Source organism: Candidatus Kryptoniota bacterium, assembly GCA_036567965.1.
In the GTDB taxonomy this organism is placed as follows: Bacteria; Bacteroidota; Ignavibacteria; order Kryptoniales; family JAKASW01; genus JAKASW01.
On the sequence record DATCTN010000026.1, the window covers coordinates 273,044 to 289,697 of the forward strand.

14 protein-coding genes and 5 tRNA genes are annotated in these 16,654 nt (G+C 49.7%); 17 read left to right on the forward strand and 2 right to left on the reverse strand.

Translation table 11 applies throughout. The features are described 5' to 3' along the window. Window positions 1-120 precede the first annotated feature (120 nt). The 4 genes from VIS48_11880 to VIS48_11895 all read left to right on the forward strand — a co-directional run bounded on the left by VIS48_11880 (window position 121) and on the right by VIS48_11895 (window position 8,528). A complete protein-coding gene (locus VIS48_11880) occupies window positions 121-2,865 on the forward strand; it encodes a tetratricopeptide repeat protein (protein HEY9166852.1) in 2,745 nt (914 codons plus the stop codon). A 232-nt stretch (window positions 2,866-3,097) separates the two neighbouring features. After that, complete coding sequence (locus VIS48_11885) at window positions 3,098-5,074, forward strand: DUF4384 domain-containing protein (GenBank protein ID HEY9166853.1); 1,977 nt, start codon at window positions 3,098-3,100, stop codon at window positions 5,072-5,074. A 30-nt stretch (window positions 5,075-5,104) separates the two neighbouring features. After that, the gene (locus VIS48_11890; GenBank protein HEY9166854.1) at window positions 5,105-7,273 is read left to right on the forward strand and encodes an adenylate/guanylate cyclase domain-containing protein; all 2,169 of its coding nucleotides are present in this window, start codon (window positions 5,105-5,107) and stop codon (window positions 7,271-7,273) included. 19 nt (window positions 7,274-7,292) lie between these two features. Continuing rightward, window positions 7,293-8,528, forward strand: coding sequence for a M48 family metalloprotease (locus VIS48_11895; GenBank protein ID HEY9166855.1), 1,236 nt, complete (start codon window positions 7,293-7,295; stop codon window positions 8,526-8,528). Between the two features lie 152 nt (window positions 8,529-8,680). Here VIS48_11895 and VIS48_11900 read toward each other — a convergent pair whose 3' ends face one another. After that, window positions 8,681-10,249 carry a 4Fe-4S binding protein gene (locus VIS48_11900; protein ID HEY9166856.1) on the reverse strand — a complete coding sequence of 523 codons (1,569 nt, stop codon included), beginning with the start codon at window positions 10,247-10,249 and terminating at the stop codon, window positions 8,681-8,683. Further along, a complete protein-coding gene (locus VIS48_11905) occupies window positions 10,246-11,157 on the reverse strand; it encodes a DUF362 domain-containing protein (protein HEY9166857.1) in 912 nt (303 codons plus the stop codon). Before VIS48_11905 ends, VIS48_11900 begins: the two co-directional genes overlap by 4 nt. A 211-nt stretch (window positions 11,158-11,368) precedes the next feature. Between VIS48_11905 and VIS48_11910 the strand changes: the two genes are divergently transcribed. From VIS48_11910 to rplL, 13 genes are all read left to right on the forward strand, one after another. Continuing rightward, on the forward strand, window positions 11,369-12,355 hold the full coding sequence (locus VIS48_11910; GenBank protein ID HEY9166858.1) for a proline iminopeptidase-family hydrolase: 987 nt from the start codon (window positions 11,369-11,371) through the stop codon (window positions 12,353-12,355). Between the two features lie 236 nt (window positions 12,356-12,591). Continuing rightward, window positions 12,592-12,664: transfer RNA gene (locus VIS48_11915), tRNA-Thr, on the forward strand. A gap of 15 nt (window positions 12,665-12,679) precedes the next feature. Then, window positions 12,680-12,763: transfer RNA gene (locus VIS48_11920), tRNA-Tyr, on the forward strand. A 157-nt stretch (window positions 12,764-12,920) separates the two neighbouring features. Further along, a tRNA-Gly gene (locus tag VIS48_11925) sits at window positions 12,921-12,993 on the forward strand. 123 nt (window positions 12,994-13,116) lie between these two features. Then, window positions 13,117-13,189 (forward strand) — tRNA-Thr (locus VIS48_11930). Window positions 13,190-13,209: 20 nt separating this feature from the next. Beyond that, window positions 13,210-13,359 (forward strand): 50S ribosomal protein L33, encoded by a 150-nt coding sequence (gene rpmG, locus VIS48_11935; GenBank protein ID HEY9166859.1) that lies wholly within the window; start codon window positions 13,210-13,212, stop codon window positions 13,357-13,359. Window positions 13,360-13,440: 81 nt separating this feature from the next. Further along, a tRNA-Trp gene (locus VIS48_11940) sits at window positions 13,441-13,513 on the forward strand. Window positions 13,514-13,603: 90 nt separating this feature from the next. After that, window positions 13,604-13,786: a preprotein translocase subunit SecE gene (gene secE / locus VIS48_11945; protein HEY9166860.1), complete on the forward strand. Its 183-nt coding sequence runs from the start codon at window positions 13,604-13,606 to the stop codon at window positions 13,784-13,786. Further along, a complete protein-coding gene (gene nusG / locus VIS48_11950) occupies window positions 13,783-14,337 on the forward strand; it encodes a transcription termination/antitermination protein NusG (GenBank protein ID HEY9166861.1) in 555 nt (184 codons plus the stop codon). The genes secE and nusG overlap by 4 nt, the downstream gene beginning before the upstream one ends. 12 nt (window positions 14,338-14,349) lie before the next feature. After that, the gene (gene rplK, locus VIS48_11955; protein ID HEY9166862.1) at window positions 14,350-14,775 is read left to right on the forward strand and encodes a 50S ribosomal protein L11; all 426 of its coding nucleotides are present in this window, start codon (window positions 14,350-14,352) and stop codon (window positions 14,773-14,775) included. 17 nt (window positions 14,776-14,792) lie between these two features. Then, the gene (rplA, locus tag VIS48_11960; GenBank protein ID HEY9166863.1) at window positions 14,793-15,494 is read left to right on the forward strand and encodes a 50S ribosomal protein L1; all 702 of its coding nucleotides are present in this window, start codon (window positions 14,793-14,795) and stop codon (window positions 15,492-15,494) included. A gap of 93 nt (window positions 15,495-15,587) precedes the next feature. Further along, window positions 15,588-16,118 (forward strand): 50S ribosomal protein L10, encoded by a 531-nt coding sequence (rplJ, locus tag VIS48_11965; GenBank protein ID HEY9166864.1) that lies wholly within the window; start codon window positions 15,588-15,590, stop codon window positions 16,116-16,118. A gap of 35 nt (window positions 16,119-16,153) precedes the next feature. Next, window positions 16,154-16,540 (forward strand): 50S ribosomal protein L7/L12, encoded by a 387-nt coding sequence (rplL, locus tag VIS48_11970; GenBank protein ID HEY9166865.1) that lies wholly within the window; start codon window positions 16,154-16,156, stop codon window positions 16,538-16,540. Window positions 16,541-16,654: the final 114 nt, after the last annotated feature.

The following is a 16,654-nucleotide window of genomic DNA, read 5'->3' on the forward strand; positions in this document are numbered from 1 at the left end:
TCGCACTGCGAGTCCTTGATTTCCCTCGATTCCTGAACGGCAAGCCAATTCGACGTTCAGCGGGGAGATGTCAGGGCGCAATTTTACATAGAGAACGTGGGTACAATGAAGGAGGGAATCATGTCGCGCGTGACGACTTACCTATCACTCACCATTGCGGTGCTGATCGTCTTCTTTGCCGCCTCGGCTAATTCTCAGGACCTGACACCACAGCTCAATCAGCTCAGGACTACTCTGAAATCCAATCCCGAAGATATCGGAACCCGACTTCAACTTATAAATCTTCTTTTCCAAAACGGCAACTACCGCGAAGTTATCGATGTCTCTCAAAAGGCCATTAAGATTCTCCCGACGAGATCCTCATTGTATTTTTACACAGGTGAGAGCTACAGGCGACTCGGGAATGCCGATTCGGCTTACCTGATACTTAAGAAAGGGTACGAAATAAAACCGTACAACGACTTGAGTGAGTCGTACGCAATGGTCCTTATCAGTTTGAAAAAAAGTGAAGAGGCTGCTCCGATCATAAGGACACTGGCTCAGGAGAAGCCGGGTTTTGTGGACAAACATCTCTCCGCGGGATCGCTCGCGTACAAGTCCGGTAAATTGGATGTCGCATCTGATGAACTCCTAGTTGTCTATCTTGTCGATAAGACGAAGCTCAGTAAAGATCTATCATTGTTTGTAGAATTTAATCAGAATTTTGAGTCATACGTTCTGAGCAACAATACGGATGCTGCGGTCCGCGCATTCACGACGACACTTAAGGCTAGATTCGGAGAGACCTACGACTTCACAAGCCTTGGTGAATCGTTCAGATGTTTGCTGGATCAAAAGCAGGTTGAAGCAGCGAGGGATTTGTTCGAGGAATTCAACAGGATACCGGCGGCAGATTTTTCTCAATTGACAATCGACAAGAAGTTTCTCGCCATATCACACAACCTTATGCTTCAGTGTCCGAAGCTCAAGGATTTGGGCAAATCGGTCATACGAGGTATCATCAGGTCAAGGTTCGGTTTGCCGGACGCGGATGTAGCTCAACTTGTCGGCTTATATGATTTCATGATTGCTCAGGGAGCGACCCAGCTTGCGGCGGAACTTTCGAATAAGATTCTCGATACGACATCCGCTGTCAAGGAACCTTATCTCCGAATTGCTGAAATATTCATGCAGTCAAACAGAATTCAGGATGCTATGCAATCCCTGGGGAGGTTTTTTATCAGGGAAAAGATCGATGAACTTGGATACACAAGCGATTTCGTGAATTCATTTCAGGTACTGCTGAATCAAAAACGAGTAGACGATGCCGAATGGATCCTGCTACATCTGAGCGATGTGAATACTCAGGACCTTGCCGCGACGTATGTTATCCTCGGTGAGTCATATACGAGAATGGGAAGCGGGGAAAAGGCGATCGTAATCCTGAACAAGGTGTTGGCTATCGATCCGTCAAATCATGTTGCGAGCCTGAAGCTGGGTGAAGCATATTACGCCGCAGGGAGATATGACGAGATCATCAGGTCGCTTTCAGAGACTACCGATCTGGAAGGATTACGTTATCTCGCGCTGGCGTATGAAAAGAAGGTGATGCTTACCGAATCGAACAAAGCCTGGCAGAGTGTACTCGTGTCGGCCCAGGACACCGCGCAATCTAACGAGGCAAAGGATCACATCAGGCAGAACACGATCATACTCATGAGTCCCCAGTACCAGCAGTTGAGAGCTCAGGCGGCAATGTCTACGGCACCGCTTCAGCTCGCCGTTACAAAACCGGCAAGTGCCGTCGAGGATAACACGCGCGGCATCGCTCTCGTAACCTCCGATAATACGACTGTAACATTCGAAGGGTTTGCCGGTTCGGATTCACCAATAGACACAATAATGGTTAATAACATGATGGTACACGGCGTCACGCCGACACCGGAGGAAATATCGGGCTCGCACATCGCGAAACCTTACGTCGTTAAATTTTCAACCGACATTTCGCTTCCCCCAGCTCAGAAGAGTGAAGTGGAGGTCATGACGACCGATAGTCTCGGAAACAGGATAACGAAGAAGTATGTCGTGGACGTCCAGGCCCAGCGAGCATCCACGGGCGCGCTCCCGACGGTACGCGCGTTCGTCGTCGGAATTTCCCAGTATGCCGATAAATCGCTTAGCTTGAAATACGCGGCGGATGACGCCAACCTGTTTTATCAGAGAATGAGAGACCCGACCACCATCGGAATTCCGGCTTCGAACATTACCCTACTCACCAATAGTTCTGCCACGAGGGAAGGGATCCTCGACGGACTCGAATCGGTATTCAAGACCTCATTCGAGAACGATGTTGTGATGATATATCTCGCGATGCACGGGGTAACCGACGAAGGGCTCCTTTATTTCATTCCGTATGATGCGAAGGTTTCGAAACTGAGAACGAGCGCGATCTCAGGTCTCGATTTCGATTATCTCGTTAAGACCAAAGGTGCTGGGAGAAAAGTGATCATGTTCGTGGACGCTTGCCACGCCGGTGCTGCTGCGTCGTCGCTTGTCTTCGGAGGATCACGCGGCGTTGAGGCGCTTCCCGCTCTCCTCGCCGAGATGGCAAAGTCACAGCCCGGCTTGAGTGTGTTCTCCGCTTCCGACGCGGGCCAGGTCTCCAGAGAAGGAGACGAATGGGGAGGACACGGCGTCTTCACGTACTACTTACTGAAGGCGATGACAACTCCGTCAGCAAACACAAATGCGGATCAATTCATTCAACTCAGAGAGATCGTTGATTATGTCAGGGACAAAGTCACTTCGGACACCAAGGGCAAGCAAACACCCGTTTTCAAATGCTTCGGGTGCGATCCGAATATGCCCCTGTTTTATTCTAAATAGTTAAACGCCGCTTCGGTATTCTATTTCGGAAAAATACGTGGCGTGATGGGCCAGGGCCTTGGACGGCTGCCAAGATTGCCTGGTGGAAAGATGTTCTGCGAAAAAAGGGTGTGCTGGAAAATAGAAGGAGTATGCTGGATGCTTCGGGTGTCAGGAGCAATGTCTATTGAATTCTATAATTCCAGTGTGCCTCTGTCGTCTGCCTGATCATCGAACTATCTGGATGGGTCTTATGAGTAAATCGATTCTCACGTTGGGCTTAATCTTCCTCCTGTCGTGGACGGATTCGTTTTCCCAACCGATTTGGGTCAAATCAAAATCCAGTCCCAACTATCCTGATCGCCTCTATATTCTTGGAGTTGGTTTCGCAAATAAAACAAAAGACAGAGCCGCGGATAAACAGAAGGCCTACGATGCTGCATTTGCAGATATCGCAAAACAGATTAAGTCTACAATAGAGTCCCAGTCTTCGCTCCAGACATACGAAGTATTGTCCGAAAAGAAGAACGCTCTTGAAGAAACGACATCGGCGGAGATTAAAGTCTCAACGGAAGTAAAGTTGGGCGGACTCCGTGTGGTCGATACTTATTATGATGATGACAACGAGCTCGAATGGGCACTGGCAGTGCTGGAGAGGACAACCGCAGGAGATCAGCTGAGGACAACCATCGTCAGTTACCTCGCTGCCTACAATAAGAGCATTGAAAATTCAACGGCGTTCGTTTCATCGGGTAATCTTTATCATGCGATTCTCAATCTCACAGACGCGCTGAAGAGTCAAGTACTGTACAATAACCTTCTCCCCGTGTACAATTTCATAACAGGACCGCTCTCAACATCAGACAGTTCTTACGTGATGCCGGGGACACTTCTTGTCAGTGACACGAAGGCTGCGGCGCAATCGTTTCTGTCGTCTATTAAACTGGACAAGACAGAAGGAGACACGCAATCCGTGTCGGTCAAATCGGAACCGCGACCGCTGATAGTAACTGCATCGTGTTCCATGTCGGGGCACAAGATTCCTGTTTCGGGTTTGAAGATCAAGTTTGAATTCCGTAGAGGGAGAGGAACCCTCACAGATGAATCGATCACTGACGCCTCGGGGAAAGCGAGGTGCGACATATTCACCCTTCTGCCCTCCAGAAGCAACGTATATTCAATTTCCGCGACACAAGATTTGTCAGAATTCAAAATCGAGGGTGAACAGTATACTTCAGGTGAATTTCAGGACTGGAACAATTTTCTTGATAAGAACCAAACCGGGATCCTGTTCAATCTCATGAGATCGAGCGCGTCTTTGGAAGACAGGCTGGCTGAAGCTGTGCTTGAGTTAAGCACTAGAATTCGCGATACGAGCGCGAGCGTCGCAATTGCGCGGATATCGTTTCAGGACAAACTCCCAGGACCGATAGCTGAGTTTCTGAGACAGAAAATCGAATCGGTGATCCAATCGTCGACGGAACTTTCCGTCATCAGCGAGGAAGCGATCAGGAATTCTCAGATTCAACTTTCCGATGGGGGCTCGCTCCAGAGCCTGTCGCAACCGGACTTTGCTTCGCAAGCCGCAGGCGCAAGGTACTCAATCGTTGGCAGTTACTGGAAGGAAGGGGAATCCCTAAATCTCAGTCTGAAGGTGATCGATGTAGAGACGCACCTTTTGACAGGGTCCGCATCCATCGACGTGCCGCTCTCATGGCTTCCCCCTGTCCCACTCGCGCCGGAAAACTATAATCCCGTCGCGGACGACAAGATCATCGGTAACGAGAAAAAGGGTGAAGGGCTCAAGATTGATGTGTGGGTCGACCGGCTCGACGGTGTATATCATGACGGCGACACTATGAGCATATACATCAGGTCGACCGGTGATTGCTACGCGCAACTCGTCTACAATGATGCCGGCGGAAACTCGGTACTCGTGTTCCCGAACAAGGTAAGCTGGAACAGCCGCGTTAAAGGCGGCGTGACTTACAGAATCCCCGGAACATTTGTTGTCCAGGCGCCATTCGGGAGGGAAATCTTGAAGGTGTACGCTTCGGATGTCAGGGTCCCTGTCGCACAAGGCAAGGAAATAGGAAACTTGATCGTCCTGAATTCCGCAAATGATTTCCAAAGCGCTACGAGAACCGCCGGACTTTCAGGAGAGAATTATTCGGAGAATTCTGTCGTCATTACGACAATGCCGAAGAGAGATCGTTCATTTGGAAATTGAGCCATTGACAAATTTCGTTGGATGCGTGACGTGACGAAGCGTGATCTTATTAAGAAATTTTCTGAATCAAAGACAGTCCTCTCCTTGCTGGTAAGTGCCACTGGCGCGATTTTAATATGCATCGTCATCGCGGCTAATGCTGTCTCTACTATCGACAGACCGGTGCTCGATTTTCTGTTCCGGCATGCCTCCCACCCGGAGCGCGCCGATACGTCGGTCGTGATTGCGACCATCGATCAGAAGAGTCTCGCTTTCTTCGATTCTCAGCATGTGGGCTGGCCCTGGCCCAGGGAATTCTATTCGATCGTGCTCGACTATTTCAGGGCTGGTGGAGTCAAAGCGGTTGCATTTGATATGGATTTTTCACAAAGGGACATGGACCGGCTGAATGTCGATGCGCGTGAATCGGACAGCATTTTCGCAGAGTCTATCGGAAAATGTGGAAACGTAGTTCTGACAACCGTTCTGGTTGAGGGCGATTCGAATGGCACGGGGAGCGGAACTCCGCTGGATCGTTTCTACATGTCCGGGAAATTCGACAAGATGCGAATTCCTTTATTCAATTCGTGTATAGTGCCGGTCGAAGATTTCGCACGAAACGCGAGAATGCTGGGTGTATCCAACTATCGACCCGATGTGGACGGGATGACGAGGAGAATTCCCCTTTTGTTCGGATACCGCGGCGCCCTCCTCCCGCAGCTTGCATTTGCGACCTTTGCTGTCGGACGGGAAATGTCGCGCGACAGCCTCGCATCATTTGCGGCGACGATACCAGTGGACAACACCGGGCACTTTCTTATAAACTGGTACGGGAGGGGCGGTCCCGATGGCGTCTTCAAATATTACTCTATCAGCGCGCTGATAGTATCTGCCGCTCAATTGGTCGAGGGTCGTCAACCCGAAGTCTCACCGTCTGCATTCAGGGATAAATATGTCATTGTTGGGGGAAGCGCGATAGGCCTGATGGATTTCAAATCGACTCCATTCACGATACTGGAACCCTATCCTGGTATGGAAATCCACGCTACCATACTAAGTAATCTGCTTCGAATGGATTACATGCGTGAGGCGCCTCCGTGGGTCTCGTATTCGATTTCGATCTGCTTTGTTTTCCTTATCTCGATCCTGTTCTTTAGAATTGGCAAAGTTTTCACAATGACGGCGGTGGTCCTGGCTGTCGCCACCGCTTACATGATTTTGATCTGGTTCTCATTTTACTCATTGCGGTTATTGTTGCCGGTAGGAGCTCCGGAACTCGCCATCGTTCTCGGGTTCACGTTTTCCGGTGCAGTTAGTTTTGTGACCGAGGGAAGGCGCCGAAGAGAGCTGAGGCGCGTTCTCAATCGCTACCTCAGCCCGCGCGTGGTCGACGAGATCCTTGTCGATCCGGACGATTTCGAGCTCGGTGGGAGAGAAATGGATGCCACTGTGTTCTTTTCAGACATCAGGAATTTTACGGGCTTGTCCGAAAAGATGTCGCCTAAGGAACTCGTGTCCAACTTGAATGAGTATTTCACTATCGCGAGCGAGATAATTCTCGAACATGACGCTATGCTCGATAAATATATCGGCGATGCGATCATGGCAATTTTCGGCGCACCCCTCCAGTCCGACAAGCACGCTGTCAATGCCTGCCTTGCCGCTATTCAAGCTCAGGACATTCTCGGAAAGCACTATTCCGTAAACGATCATGGGAACCGCACAGCATTTGAGACCAGAATCGGACTCAACAGCGGCAAGATGGTAATAGGAAATATCGGATCGCTGAAACGCCTCGACTATACCGCGATCGGGGACAGTGTCAACCTTGCTTCAAGACTCGAGGGAGTCAACAAGGAATTCGGAACGCAGATCATCATAAGTGAGTCCACATACGAACTCGCCAGGGATGAAGTTGAGGCCAGGGAATTGGATTTCTTGAGAGTCAAAGGAAAACAATTGCCCATCAGGATCTACGAATTGCTCGGGCGCAAAGACGAGATATCTCCTGAAAAGAGAGATCTTTTGGAGCAATTTGTCGAAGGTCTCAACAGCTACAGGTCGCGGAAATGGAAGAAGGCCCAGAGAATTTTTCTTTCCATCCTCGAAAAAGACCCGTCCGACACTCCTTCACGAACTTACCTGTCGAGATGCCAACTCCTCGCGAAGGTCGGCGTGCCGGATGACTGGGATGGCATTTACGTTATGACAACCAAATAGTATGCTAAGGAGAATTCGGATGCGAAAGATCGTGCTGATTTTACTCGCCTCTTTCTTCGCCCTCGCTCTTCAGGTCGCAACTCATGTCTTTGTAAAAAGAGATAACGCCTACGTTCGTGAAGGGCCCGGCTCATTTTATCCTCTGGTAGTCGTCCTTCAACATGGGAACGGCGTTGACAGGATCGATGCGTCGGGTAACTGGTACAAGGTCAGATTGAAGGATCAGCGCACCGGCTGGCTGGCAGCGAATTGCCTGGCGGACAAAGAGCCGCAGGGCGAGGTTATCGAAAATGTCAGTAAGAGTTGGAGCTCCGCGCGGGCGTCTATGACTGGATTAGCGGCGGCAATAAAAGGATTTGCTTCGAAGTACGGAAAAGGCGAACCGGGTAAGATAGACGACGTGTTCAGGTGCGCCGTGAAGGGCTTTACGTCCGACGACGTGGCAGAGTTTAATGCTCCCATCGCATCCTTCAACTCGAAGAACAGGGGAAGGATGCAGATAGACGATCTTGATCTTGAGCAACCCGATTATGATCCTTCGTTTGAAGAACAGGGCGTGGGCGTCGGAATAGCGGCACGATTGATATCGAAAGGGGTTGTCGCCGATCCTCAACTTACACGTTATGTCAACTTGATTGCAGCGACAATTGCACAGAATTCGAAAATATACGATTGGGATTTCACTGTGTTCGTGCTCGATGATTCGTCCATAAACGGTTTCGCGTGTCCTGGCGGCTATGTGTTCATCACGTATGGAGCGTTGAAGGCTTGTGACGATGAATCGATGTTAGCTGCAATAATCGCCCACGAGATGGCGCATGTAATAAGACGCCACGGGCTCCAGGAAATGACTAAGAGACTTGTGGACATCAAAGCCGATGTGGCATTTGGCGAGCTTGAGGAAGAGACTCAGGAAAATTCTGAGGTCGACCAGGAAATGGAAACCATGTGCGAAAATAGTTACGAGATAGTCGTACACAAACGGCTTCTCGATTATGAGCTCGAGGCGGATAAAATATCCGCCATTCTGTGCGCGAATGCGGGATACGATCCCAATGGCATCGTACGAATGGATGCAAAAGTCGCGGAGCAGCTCCGCACCGATCCCGATATTTTCGGTGATGATTTTTCTATGCAAAAGACTCCCAGTGAACGCGTCGATCCAATCACGAGTTTTGTAGGAAAGAAATTTTCTCAATCGAACCCCGGGGTCCGCATGAAGGAAAGATTCGATTCACAGGTCTCCGGAAAATAATCAACGAGCGAGTTGACGTCGAAGATTGTCTGAGCCTCCCCAGTTGAAGCGCTGGTAAATCTTCATTGCAACTCTGCAAGCAAAATGGAAATTGGTTTAGATCATCCACTGAGGTTATTCTTGGTTGGTGGCTCAGTTTTCCCGGAACCTTCCTAGAAGGGAAAATCGCCGGGTGGGGAGGAGACGGGGGAAGGAGCCTGTTTCTTGACTGGCCGCTTTGCTATCTGATGCACAGGATTGGATTCGACTTTGATCGCCTTGTTCGGGATGACAGGGCAGGCGTATTCACAAGCACCGCAACCGATGCATAAGCTCTCATCGACTTCCGGAAGGAGGAGACCCGATTCGTAGGGCACAGTGTGGACGGCCTTCGTCGGACAATGCTCGGAGCACGCCGCGCAGTCCTTCTTCTTCGATACAACCACACAGTCTTCTTTTTTGAATTTCGATTTCCCGATCTGTACAAGTTTCTTTTCATCGACTGTCTGTCTCTTGATCGCACCCGTTGGGCATACGTCTCCGCATATCTTACAATCATAATTGCAAAAGTTGACGGAATAATCCATTGTCGGCTGGAACATTCCGGAGATGCTATAATCGAGGAAGGAAGGTTGAAGCACGCTTGTGGGGCATGAGGACACACAAAGTTGACAAGCCGTACAAGTGTTTGTAAAATGACTGACGCCTACCGAACCTGGAGGCGTAATGGGGTTCCGCCTTTTGATGAAGTTCTTTCCTGACATTGCAACGCCAGGCGCGACAAGCATTGCCATTGCCGGTATTGTTAAATTCTGTATGAGTCTCCTGCGACCCCCATTGATGCCGGAGGAAGAAGTCGCCTCGTTCTGGGACCATCTCAATTCGTAGGTGATGCCTCCCTCTTTAGGACAAGATCGCAGACAATTAAAACAGCCGACGCATGCGCTGAAATCGATCTTGCCGCTGGCGCTATCGACACACTCTGCCTTGCACACCTTGTCGCAGGCGCCGCATAAGTTACATTTGTCCTTGTCTATTTTGAGTTTGAAAACAGAAATGCGGGATACCAGGCTTAGGATTGCTCCCGCAGGGCAAAAAGTGTTGCAGAACATCCGACCTTCAGTCAGACTGAGGAATCCCAGGGCAACAAAGAATAGAAGCGAAAAGAATATTACACCTTGTTGGGCGGCATGGATCGGGATGTCCGAAACTGCATAGACGCCGAATTTGCCGAGAAGAGAGGCAGTCAAATTGTTAAGTGTGAGCGCTGTCGGAACCAGGAAGACGCTCACCAGCCTGCCAAAATTACTGAACGGCTCGACGAGGTCCCCGATCAACATTGCACCGCCCACGAGGGCCATGGCAGCGAACAGAGATAGGACTAAGTAGTGAAGCCAGTATTGAGGTCTGAAATAAACGAATCTCTTGCGCTTATTTATTTTTCTTGAAAGACGGATTAACAGATCCTGAAGAACACCCAGAGGGCAAATCGTTGAACAGTAAATCCTTCCGAAGAGCAGAGTCATCAGAACAACGATTACTAATCCGGCAACCGAGATTCCGCTGGCTGAAAGGATGATTTGCAGAAGCGAGGGAAGAAGTTGAAGCGAAGTTACGTACCTGTAAAGACCGGCGGGAAGCACATGCCAGACATCGAGCAGCAACAAAGTGATAAGAGTCGCAAAACAGAGAGAGACTCCTACACGAAAGGACTTGACAAGTTTCCAACCCGATTTTGTCAAACAGTAATCCGCTTAATGTTTAGATTCTCCAGGTCGGTGCGCCCGATTTTCATATCGGAAGCGATCTTGATATGCGTGACATCGTCAGGCTGTATACCAAATAATTTTGCGCCTGCAGCGTCGAGTGCCACAATATCTGTGCTGATAAGTAGTGACTTCATCAATACCAAGTCAGCTTCCGAAATTCCGCGCGGACCATTTTCTTTCATAACGTAGTACGCGTCGAGGACATTGAGAGTCGGCTTACGATATGTTGAGAAGTCAGCGATGCACTGATTAACGTCGACCCGGTGCCAGTATTCGCGGTCCCATACATTGCCCATCAGGTTCTTCATCCCTGCCGTGAGCTTCGTGCCGCTGTGAGACTTGAGAATCGGTACGTTAATGAACACGTCCGATTCAAGAATTACTTCGTGTTCTTGCGAAGAGGTAAGAGACTTGCCGTTCGGGACCTTAACGTCGTGATAATAACTTTCACTCGAACCCGGGACAATTTTTCCCCCGGCGTCTTTGACTGCCTTCTCGATACCGCTGTCGGAGTAACATCGATGCCATTCGTCGCATGGATGATCGACCACACTCACTTCCTTTGCCCCGGCATCGAGGCAGTGCTGAATTATCCGGAAGACCAGTTTCGGGTTCGTGTTTGCTGCTCTTTCGGGAGACACGTCCCATCCGATGTTCGGCTTCACCAAAACTCGGCTCCCCTTCTTCACGAAAGTCCGGATACCACCGAATGACTTGATACCTTCATCGAACATGACATCTGGCTCTCCACCCCTGACCGCCACCAGGTCATATACGGGACTCATGCGTGCCAATTCGCCGAACAGGTTTCCGGTTTTCAGGAATGCGCCTAGCGCTATTGACGCCCCCACGCTTTGCTTTACAAAGGATCTACGATCCATAACAGCCTCCCATTACTGAAATTCGGAGAAAATTATCTCTCGCCAACGATTCAATCAAGGGAAGAGAGCCGGCCCTATCGATAATCCCGCAGTGCAGCTTGTTTGGGATCACTGCACGCAGGTATGGTGTGATTTAACCGAGACGTGTATATTTTCGGTTGGAAAGTCTCTTTGAAAGACTGAACGGCAATTCACTAAAGGAGGAGAAAACGTGAAAATTTTAATCCCGTTGATTGCAATCGAGCTGGCGATTTCGTCGGTGGCAGTCTGTCAGTTAAGTGGAACATCCGACGGAAAGAACTCGGTATATGAAATCAAGCAAGGTTTCGTGGATGCGAATGGGGTACTCATCTACTACGAAGAAATCGGTAAAGGCAATCCCCTCATGATAGTGCACGGAGGGCCTGGAGCGTCGCACGATTACTTCCTGCCTTATCTTCTACCTCTTGCCAGAAGCTTCAGGTTAATTTTCATCGACGAGAGAGGATCGGGCCAATCCTCCAAGCTTCAGGATCCATCAGGGTACACCGTCGAGAATATGGTTGAAGACGTAGAGGCGGTCAGGCAAGCTCTTGGGCTCGGGACGATGAGCCTCCTCGGCCATTCATACGGCGGAGTACTCGCCCAGGCGTACGCCCTGAAGTACCAGAGGAATTTGTCGCATCTGATTCTGTGCAGTACATTTCCGAGTACTTCGCAGATGAATGAAGTTTTCAAAAGAATGATCTCAAATTTGTCGCCTGATCTTCGAAATCGAATCGACAGTCTGGAAAAGAGCGGGCTCTTCGGTCATGGACAGGTGTATGAGAAAAACAGATATACCAACGACTACATGATCGCAGCGTGGGGCGAAGCTTACTTTCCCTATCTGTACCAGCATAGGCCCGACCCGAATTACGATCCTGTCGCGAATGGTATTATGTCGTGGGAGCTCTACAAAGAAATGTGGGGTTCGGACGGTGAATTCGTAATCGACGGCAATTTGAAATCGGTGGAGTACGTCGATAAGTTGCCTGCAATAAAAGTGAAAACTCTAATTACCTGCGGCGATCACGACGAGTGCGACCAATCTCTATCTGAAGAGATGCATGAGAAGATCGATGGATCAAAACTGGTGGTGTTTCCACAGAGTGGCCATATGACATTTGTAGATCAGCCTGACGTGTTTATCAAAACCATCTACGAATTCCTGCACTGAACATTCTCGGCGAACGTAGAAGACATTCTGCTGGGCAGGGAGATGGGTGAGTGAATGCCGTCCGGTCCCTGGAAAGGAGGCGGTCGTTCTACAAATGGCGAGCCGAATTGAGGCGTCGTAACCCAGGGAGAAGATAATGCGGCATAAGTTACCGCATTGCAGTAAGTTCCGACTTCTCGTTTCTACCTTGACTTTCTCGCGTTTTTTGTTAAATTTATTAGCTCAAAATGCGAAACGCTGGCGTAGCTCAGTTGGTAGAGCAGCTGACTTGTAATCAGCAGGTCGGGGGTTCAAATCCCTTCGCCAGCTCGGTTGCAGGTATTTGGGCGGACGCCGGAGTTGGAGAGCCGGGGCGGACTGTAAATCCGTTGGCTTACGCCTTAGAGGGTTCGAATCCCCCGCCGCCCACCGCTAGTTTGTTTGAAACGCCCCGAAGGTTTTTGCAAGCTTCGGCAGGGAACCTGTATTTGTTAAATGATTGTGAGTCATCCCGCTCTTCAGCGGGAGCTGTCGTCCACCGCTGATCAAGTCTGATACATTAGAGAAGGGAAAGTTTGTGAAGATTGCGGGAGTAACTCAGTTGGTAGAGTCACAGCCTTCCAAGCTGTTGGTCGCGGGTTCGAGTCCCGTCTCCCGCTCAAGATACAGCAAGCTCTCTTTAGTAGACGCGGATCATCGCGCCGCATGAGTAGGCTGAGAATGTACGCACGCTCTAACGAAGAAGCGAGGAGCGTGCCGCTTTATTTTACATCGTTGTAATTGCTGACGTAGCTCAGCCGGTAGAGCAACGCCTTGGTAAGGCGTAGGTCACGGGTTCAAATCCCGTCGTCAGCTCGCTTAATTGAGGAAAGCTTATGAGAGAAATTGTAACGTTGGAATGCACGGTTTGCAAACATCGTAACTATACTACGACTAAGAATAAAAGGAAGCAAACGGGGAGAGTGGAATACAAAAAGTATTGCCGCTTTTGCAATAAGCATACCTCCCACAAGGAAACTAAATAGGAATTCTAAATTCTTAATTCTGAATTTTCAAACGGTGCTTCATGATTCACCATTCAGAATTCAAAATTACTAATATGAAATACGTCAGTAGCTCAATTGGCAGAGCAGCGGTCTCCAAAACCGCAGGTTGGGGGTTCGAGTCCCTCCTGACGTGCTTGCGCGCGGAAGTGCTTACCTTCGTGGAGCACCAATTGGAAAGTGAACGCTTTGGCACGCAGACGTGTACAATAAAGGAAATTTCTTAATGAGAGAAAAGATCATCGGTTTCTTCAACGATGTGGTCAAGGAAATGAAGAAGGTGACGTGGCCCAATAAGGACGAGCTCAAAGACTCAACTGCGGTAGTGCTTGTTGCGACACTCATTATCGCTGTCTTCGTTTATGCGGTTGACACGATTGTGAATGTGACGCTGAGAGCCATTTTATGAGCGAAGCGAAAACTACCACCAAAAGGTGGTACGTCGTCAGAACGTATTCCGGCCAGGAAGGAAAGGCCGTCGCTTATCTTGAGAGCCAACTTAAGGAGTCCGACCTGAAGGAAAAGTTTGGCGAGATCGTCGTCCCGACCGAAAAGGTCCCGACGATCAGCGAAGGCGGGAAGAAACGTGTAAAGATCCGCAACTTCATGCCGGGCTACGTCATGGTCGAGGCGGAGATGGACGATCGAGTGAAAGCTTTTATCCTTGCCGTTCCTTCGATAATAAGTTTCGTCGGCCCGAAAGGTGACCCGAGTCCGCTTCGCCCTGATGAAGTCGTCAGGCTGAAGGGCAGGATCGACGAGCATGAAGAGCGCCAGGTGATGGAAGTGCCGTTTAAGATAAATGACAAGGTGAAAGTCATCAGCGGTCCTTTCTCGACCTTCAAAGGTGAGGTCTCGGAAGTGAATCAGGACAGGATGAAGTTGAAGGTTACCGTCACGATCTTTGGACGCCCTACTCCTGTCGAATTGAGTTTTACAGAAGTTGAATTAGAAAGATAAACTGGGTGAACAATGGCTAAGAAAGTTGTTGGATTTGTGAAGTTGCAGATACCTGCCGGACAAGCGACTCCCGCGCCGCCGGTTGGACCGGCCCTGGGTCAAAAGGGCGTGAATATCATGGAGTTCTGCAAGCAGTTTAATGCTCGCACACAGGACAAGCAGGGTCTCATCATACCCGTGATAATCACGGTCTTTTCCGATAAATCGTTCACATTTATAACGAAGACGCCGCCGGCGTCAGTGCTTCTTATAAAGGAAGCGAAGATAGAAAAGGGTTCGGGCGAACCGAATCGTAACAAAGTCGCCAAAGTAACCCGCGAACAAGTCAAGAAGATCGCTGAGATGAAGATGCCGGACTTGAACACCACTGACATCGAATCTGCAATCAGCATGGTCGCAGGTACTGCCCGGAGCATGGGTATCGTGGTCGAAGGTTAAAAGAGAAAGTCCATACGATGAAACAGAGCAAAAGATTCACAGAGGCTTCAAAACTTGTAGATAAGTCCAAAGAGTACACAGTCGAAGAGGCTGTCGAAAAAATAAAGGCGACTGCGAAGGCAAAGTTCGACGAGTCGATCGACATAGCCGTTCGTCTCGGCGTCGATCCGCGTCACGCCGATCAGGCGATCCGTGGTACGGTCTCGTTGCCGCATGGAATCGGAAAAACCGTTCGAGTCCTTGTGCTGACCAAGCAGGTGCAGAAGCAGGACGAGGCGAAACAGAGCGGCGCGGACTATGTCGGGTTCGACGACTACATCAAGAAAATTCAGGAAGGCTGGTCGGATATAGATGTTATCGTCGCTACGCCCGATGCGATGGGTGAAGTTGGCCGCCTCGGAAAAATACTCGGACCTAAAGGGTTGATGCCAAACCCGAAGAGCGGCACGGTGACTATGGATGTCGCCAAAGCTGTGACCGAAATTAAAGCCGGTAAAATGGAGTTCAGAGTGGACAAGTCTGGAAATCTCCACTCGGTTGTTGGAAAGGCTTCGTTCGACAAGCAGAAGCTCATTGAAAATGTCAACTCGTTTCTCGCAGCGGTGAACAGGCTGAAGCCTGCTTCGGCGAAGGGACAGTATATAAGGACAGTCGCGATTTCCTCGACCATGGGACCATCGGTCAGGATCGACAAGTCGCTTGCTTCGAACGTACACTGAGTTTACGCACTGAATGCTTCTAAGCTTCTCTGGAATTCGTCCATCTCTTGTGCGGACGGATTCGATAATTAACGTTAAAGACCTGAGGAACAGATGAAAAGGAATGAAAAGGAAGAGGTTGTCGCGGAAGTCGCGGAGCTGATATCCAATTCAAGCAGCCTTTTCTTCACTGACTTTACTGGTATGACCGTGGCAGAGAGCAACGATCTGCGGCGGGAGTTCCACAAAAGCGGCGTCAAGTACCACGTCGTCAAGAATACACTTATTAAGAAAGCGATGCAGAAGTTTTCGTCCGACGATTCTTCCTACAAGTATCTCGTCGGGCAGACAGCGATCGCCTTCGGTGTCGACGACCCGGTAGCGCCGGCAAAAGTATTGAAGAAATTTTTCGACAAGAATCGAAAACCTGCTACGAAAGCCATCGTGATCGACAAGCAGGTATTTGAAGGCAACCGGCTTGCTGAATTTGCGCTGATGCCGACTAAGCCCGAAATGATCGCCGCGATACTTGGAAGCCTCCAGTCGCCGATCGCGGGAATAGCCGGTTCTGTCTCTGCAGTCATGCGGGACCTCGTTTCGGTGCTTGATGCTCTTGGGAAGAAACTCTCGGCTCAAGCGTCGTAAAACCAAAAATAGAATTTCAAAAGGAGAAACAAGAAATGTCAGAAGTAGTTCAAGATCTGGTAGAGAAGATAAGCAAGCTTACTCTTCTTGAAGCGTCCGAATTAAAGAAGGCGCTTGAGGATAAGTTCGGCGTAACAGCCGCGGCTCCTGTGGTAATGGCAGGCGCGGTAGCCGGAGCAGCCGGCGCTGCTGCACCCGTAGTTGAAGAGAAGACAGAATTCGACGTCAATCTGCTCAGCTGCGGTGCGCAGAAGATCAATGTTATCAAGGTCGTCCGGGCTGCAACAGGCCTGGGCCTGAAGGAAGCGAAAGATCTCGTCGACGGAGCCCCGAAAGTGGTTAAAGAGGCGCTCTCCAAAGCCGATGCAGAGAAACTGAAGAAAGAATTGGAAGAGGCCGGCGCAACTGTCGAGCTGAAGTAATAGAACTTTAGCAGGCATTTGAACGTTTTGTTATCAGTGGAAAAAGCCAAAAGGGTAATCCGCTCAGCGAGCGGATTACCTGTCTCTATACGGACAGTGCCTGCACCCCAATTC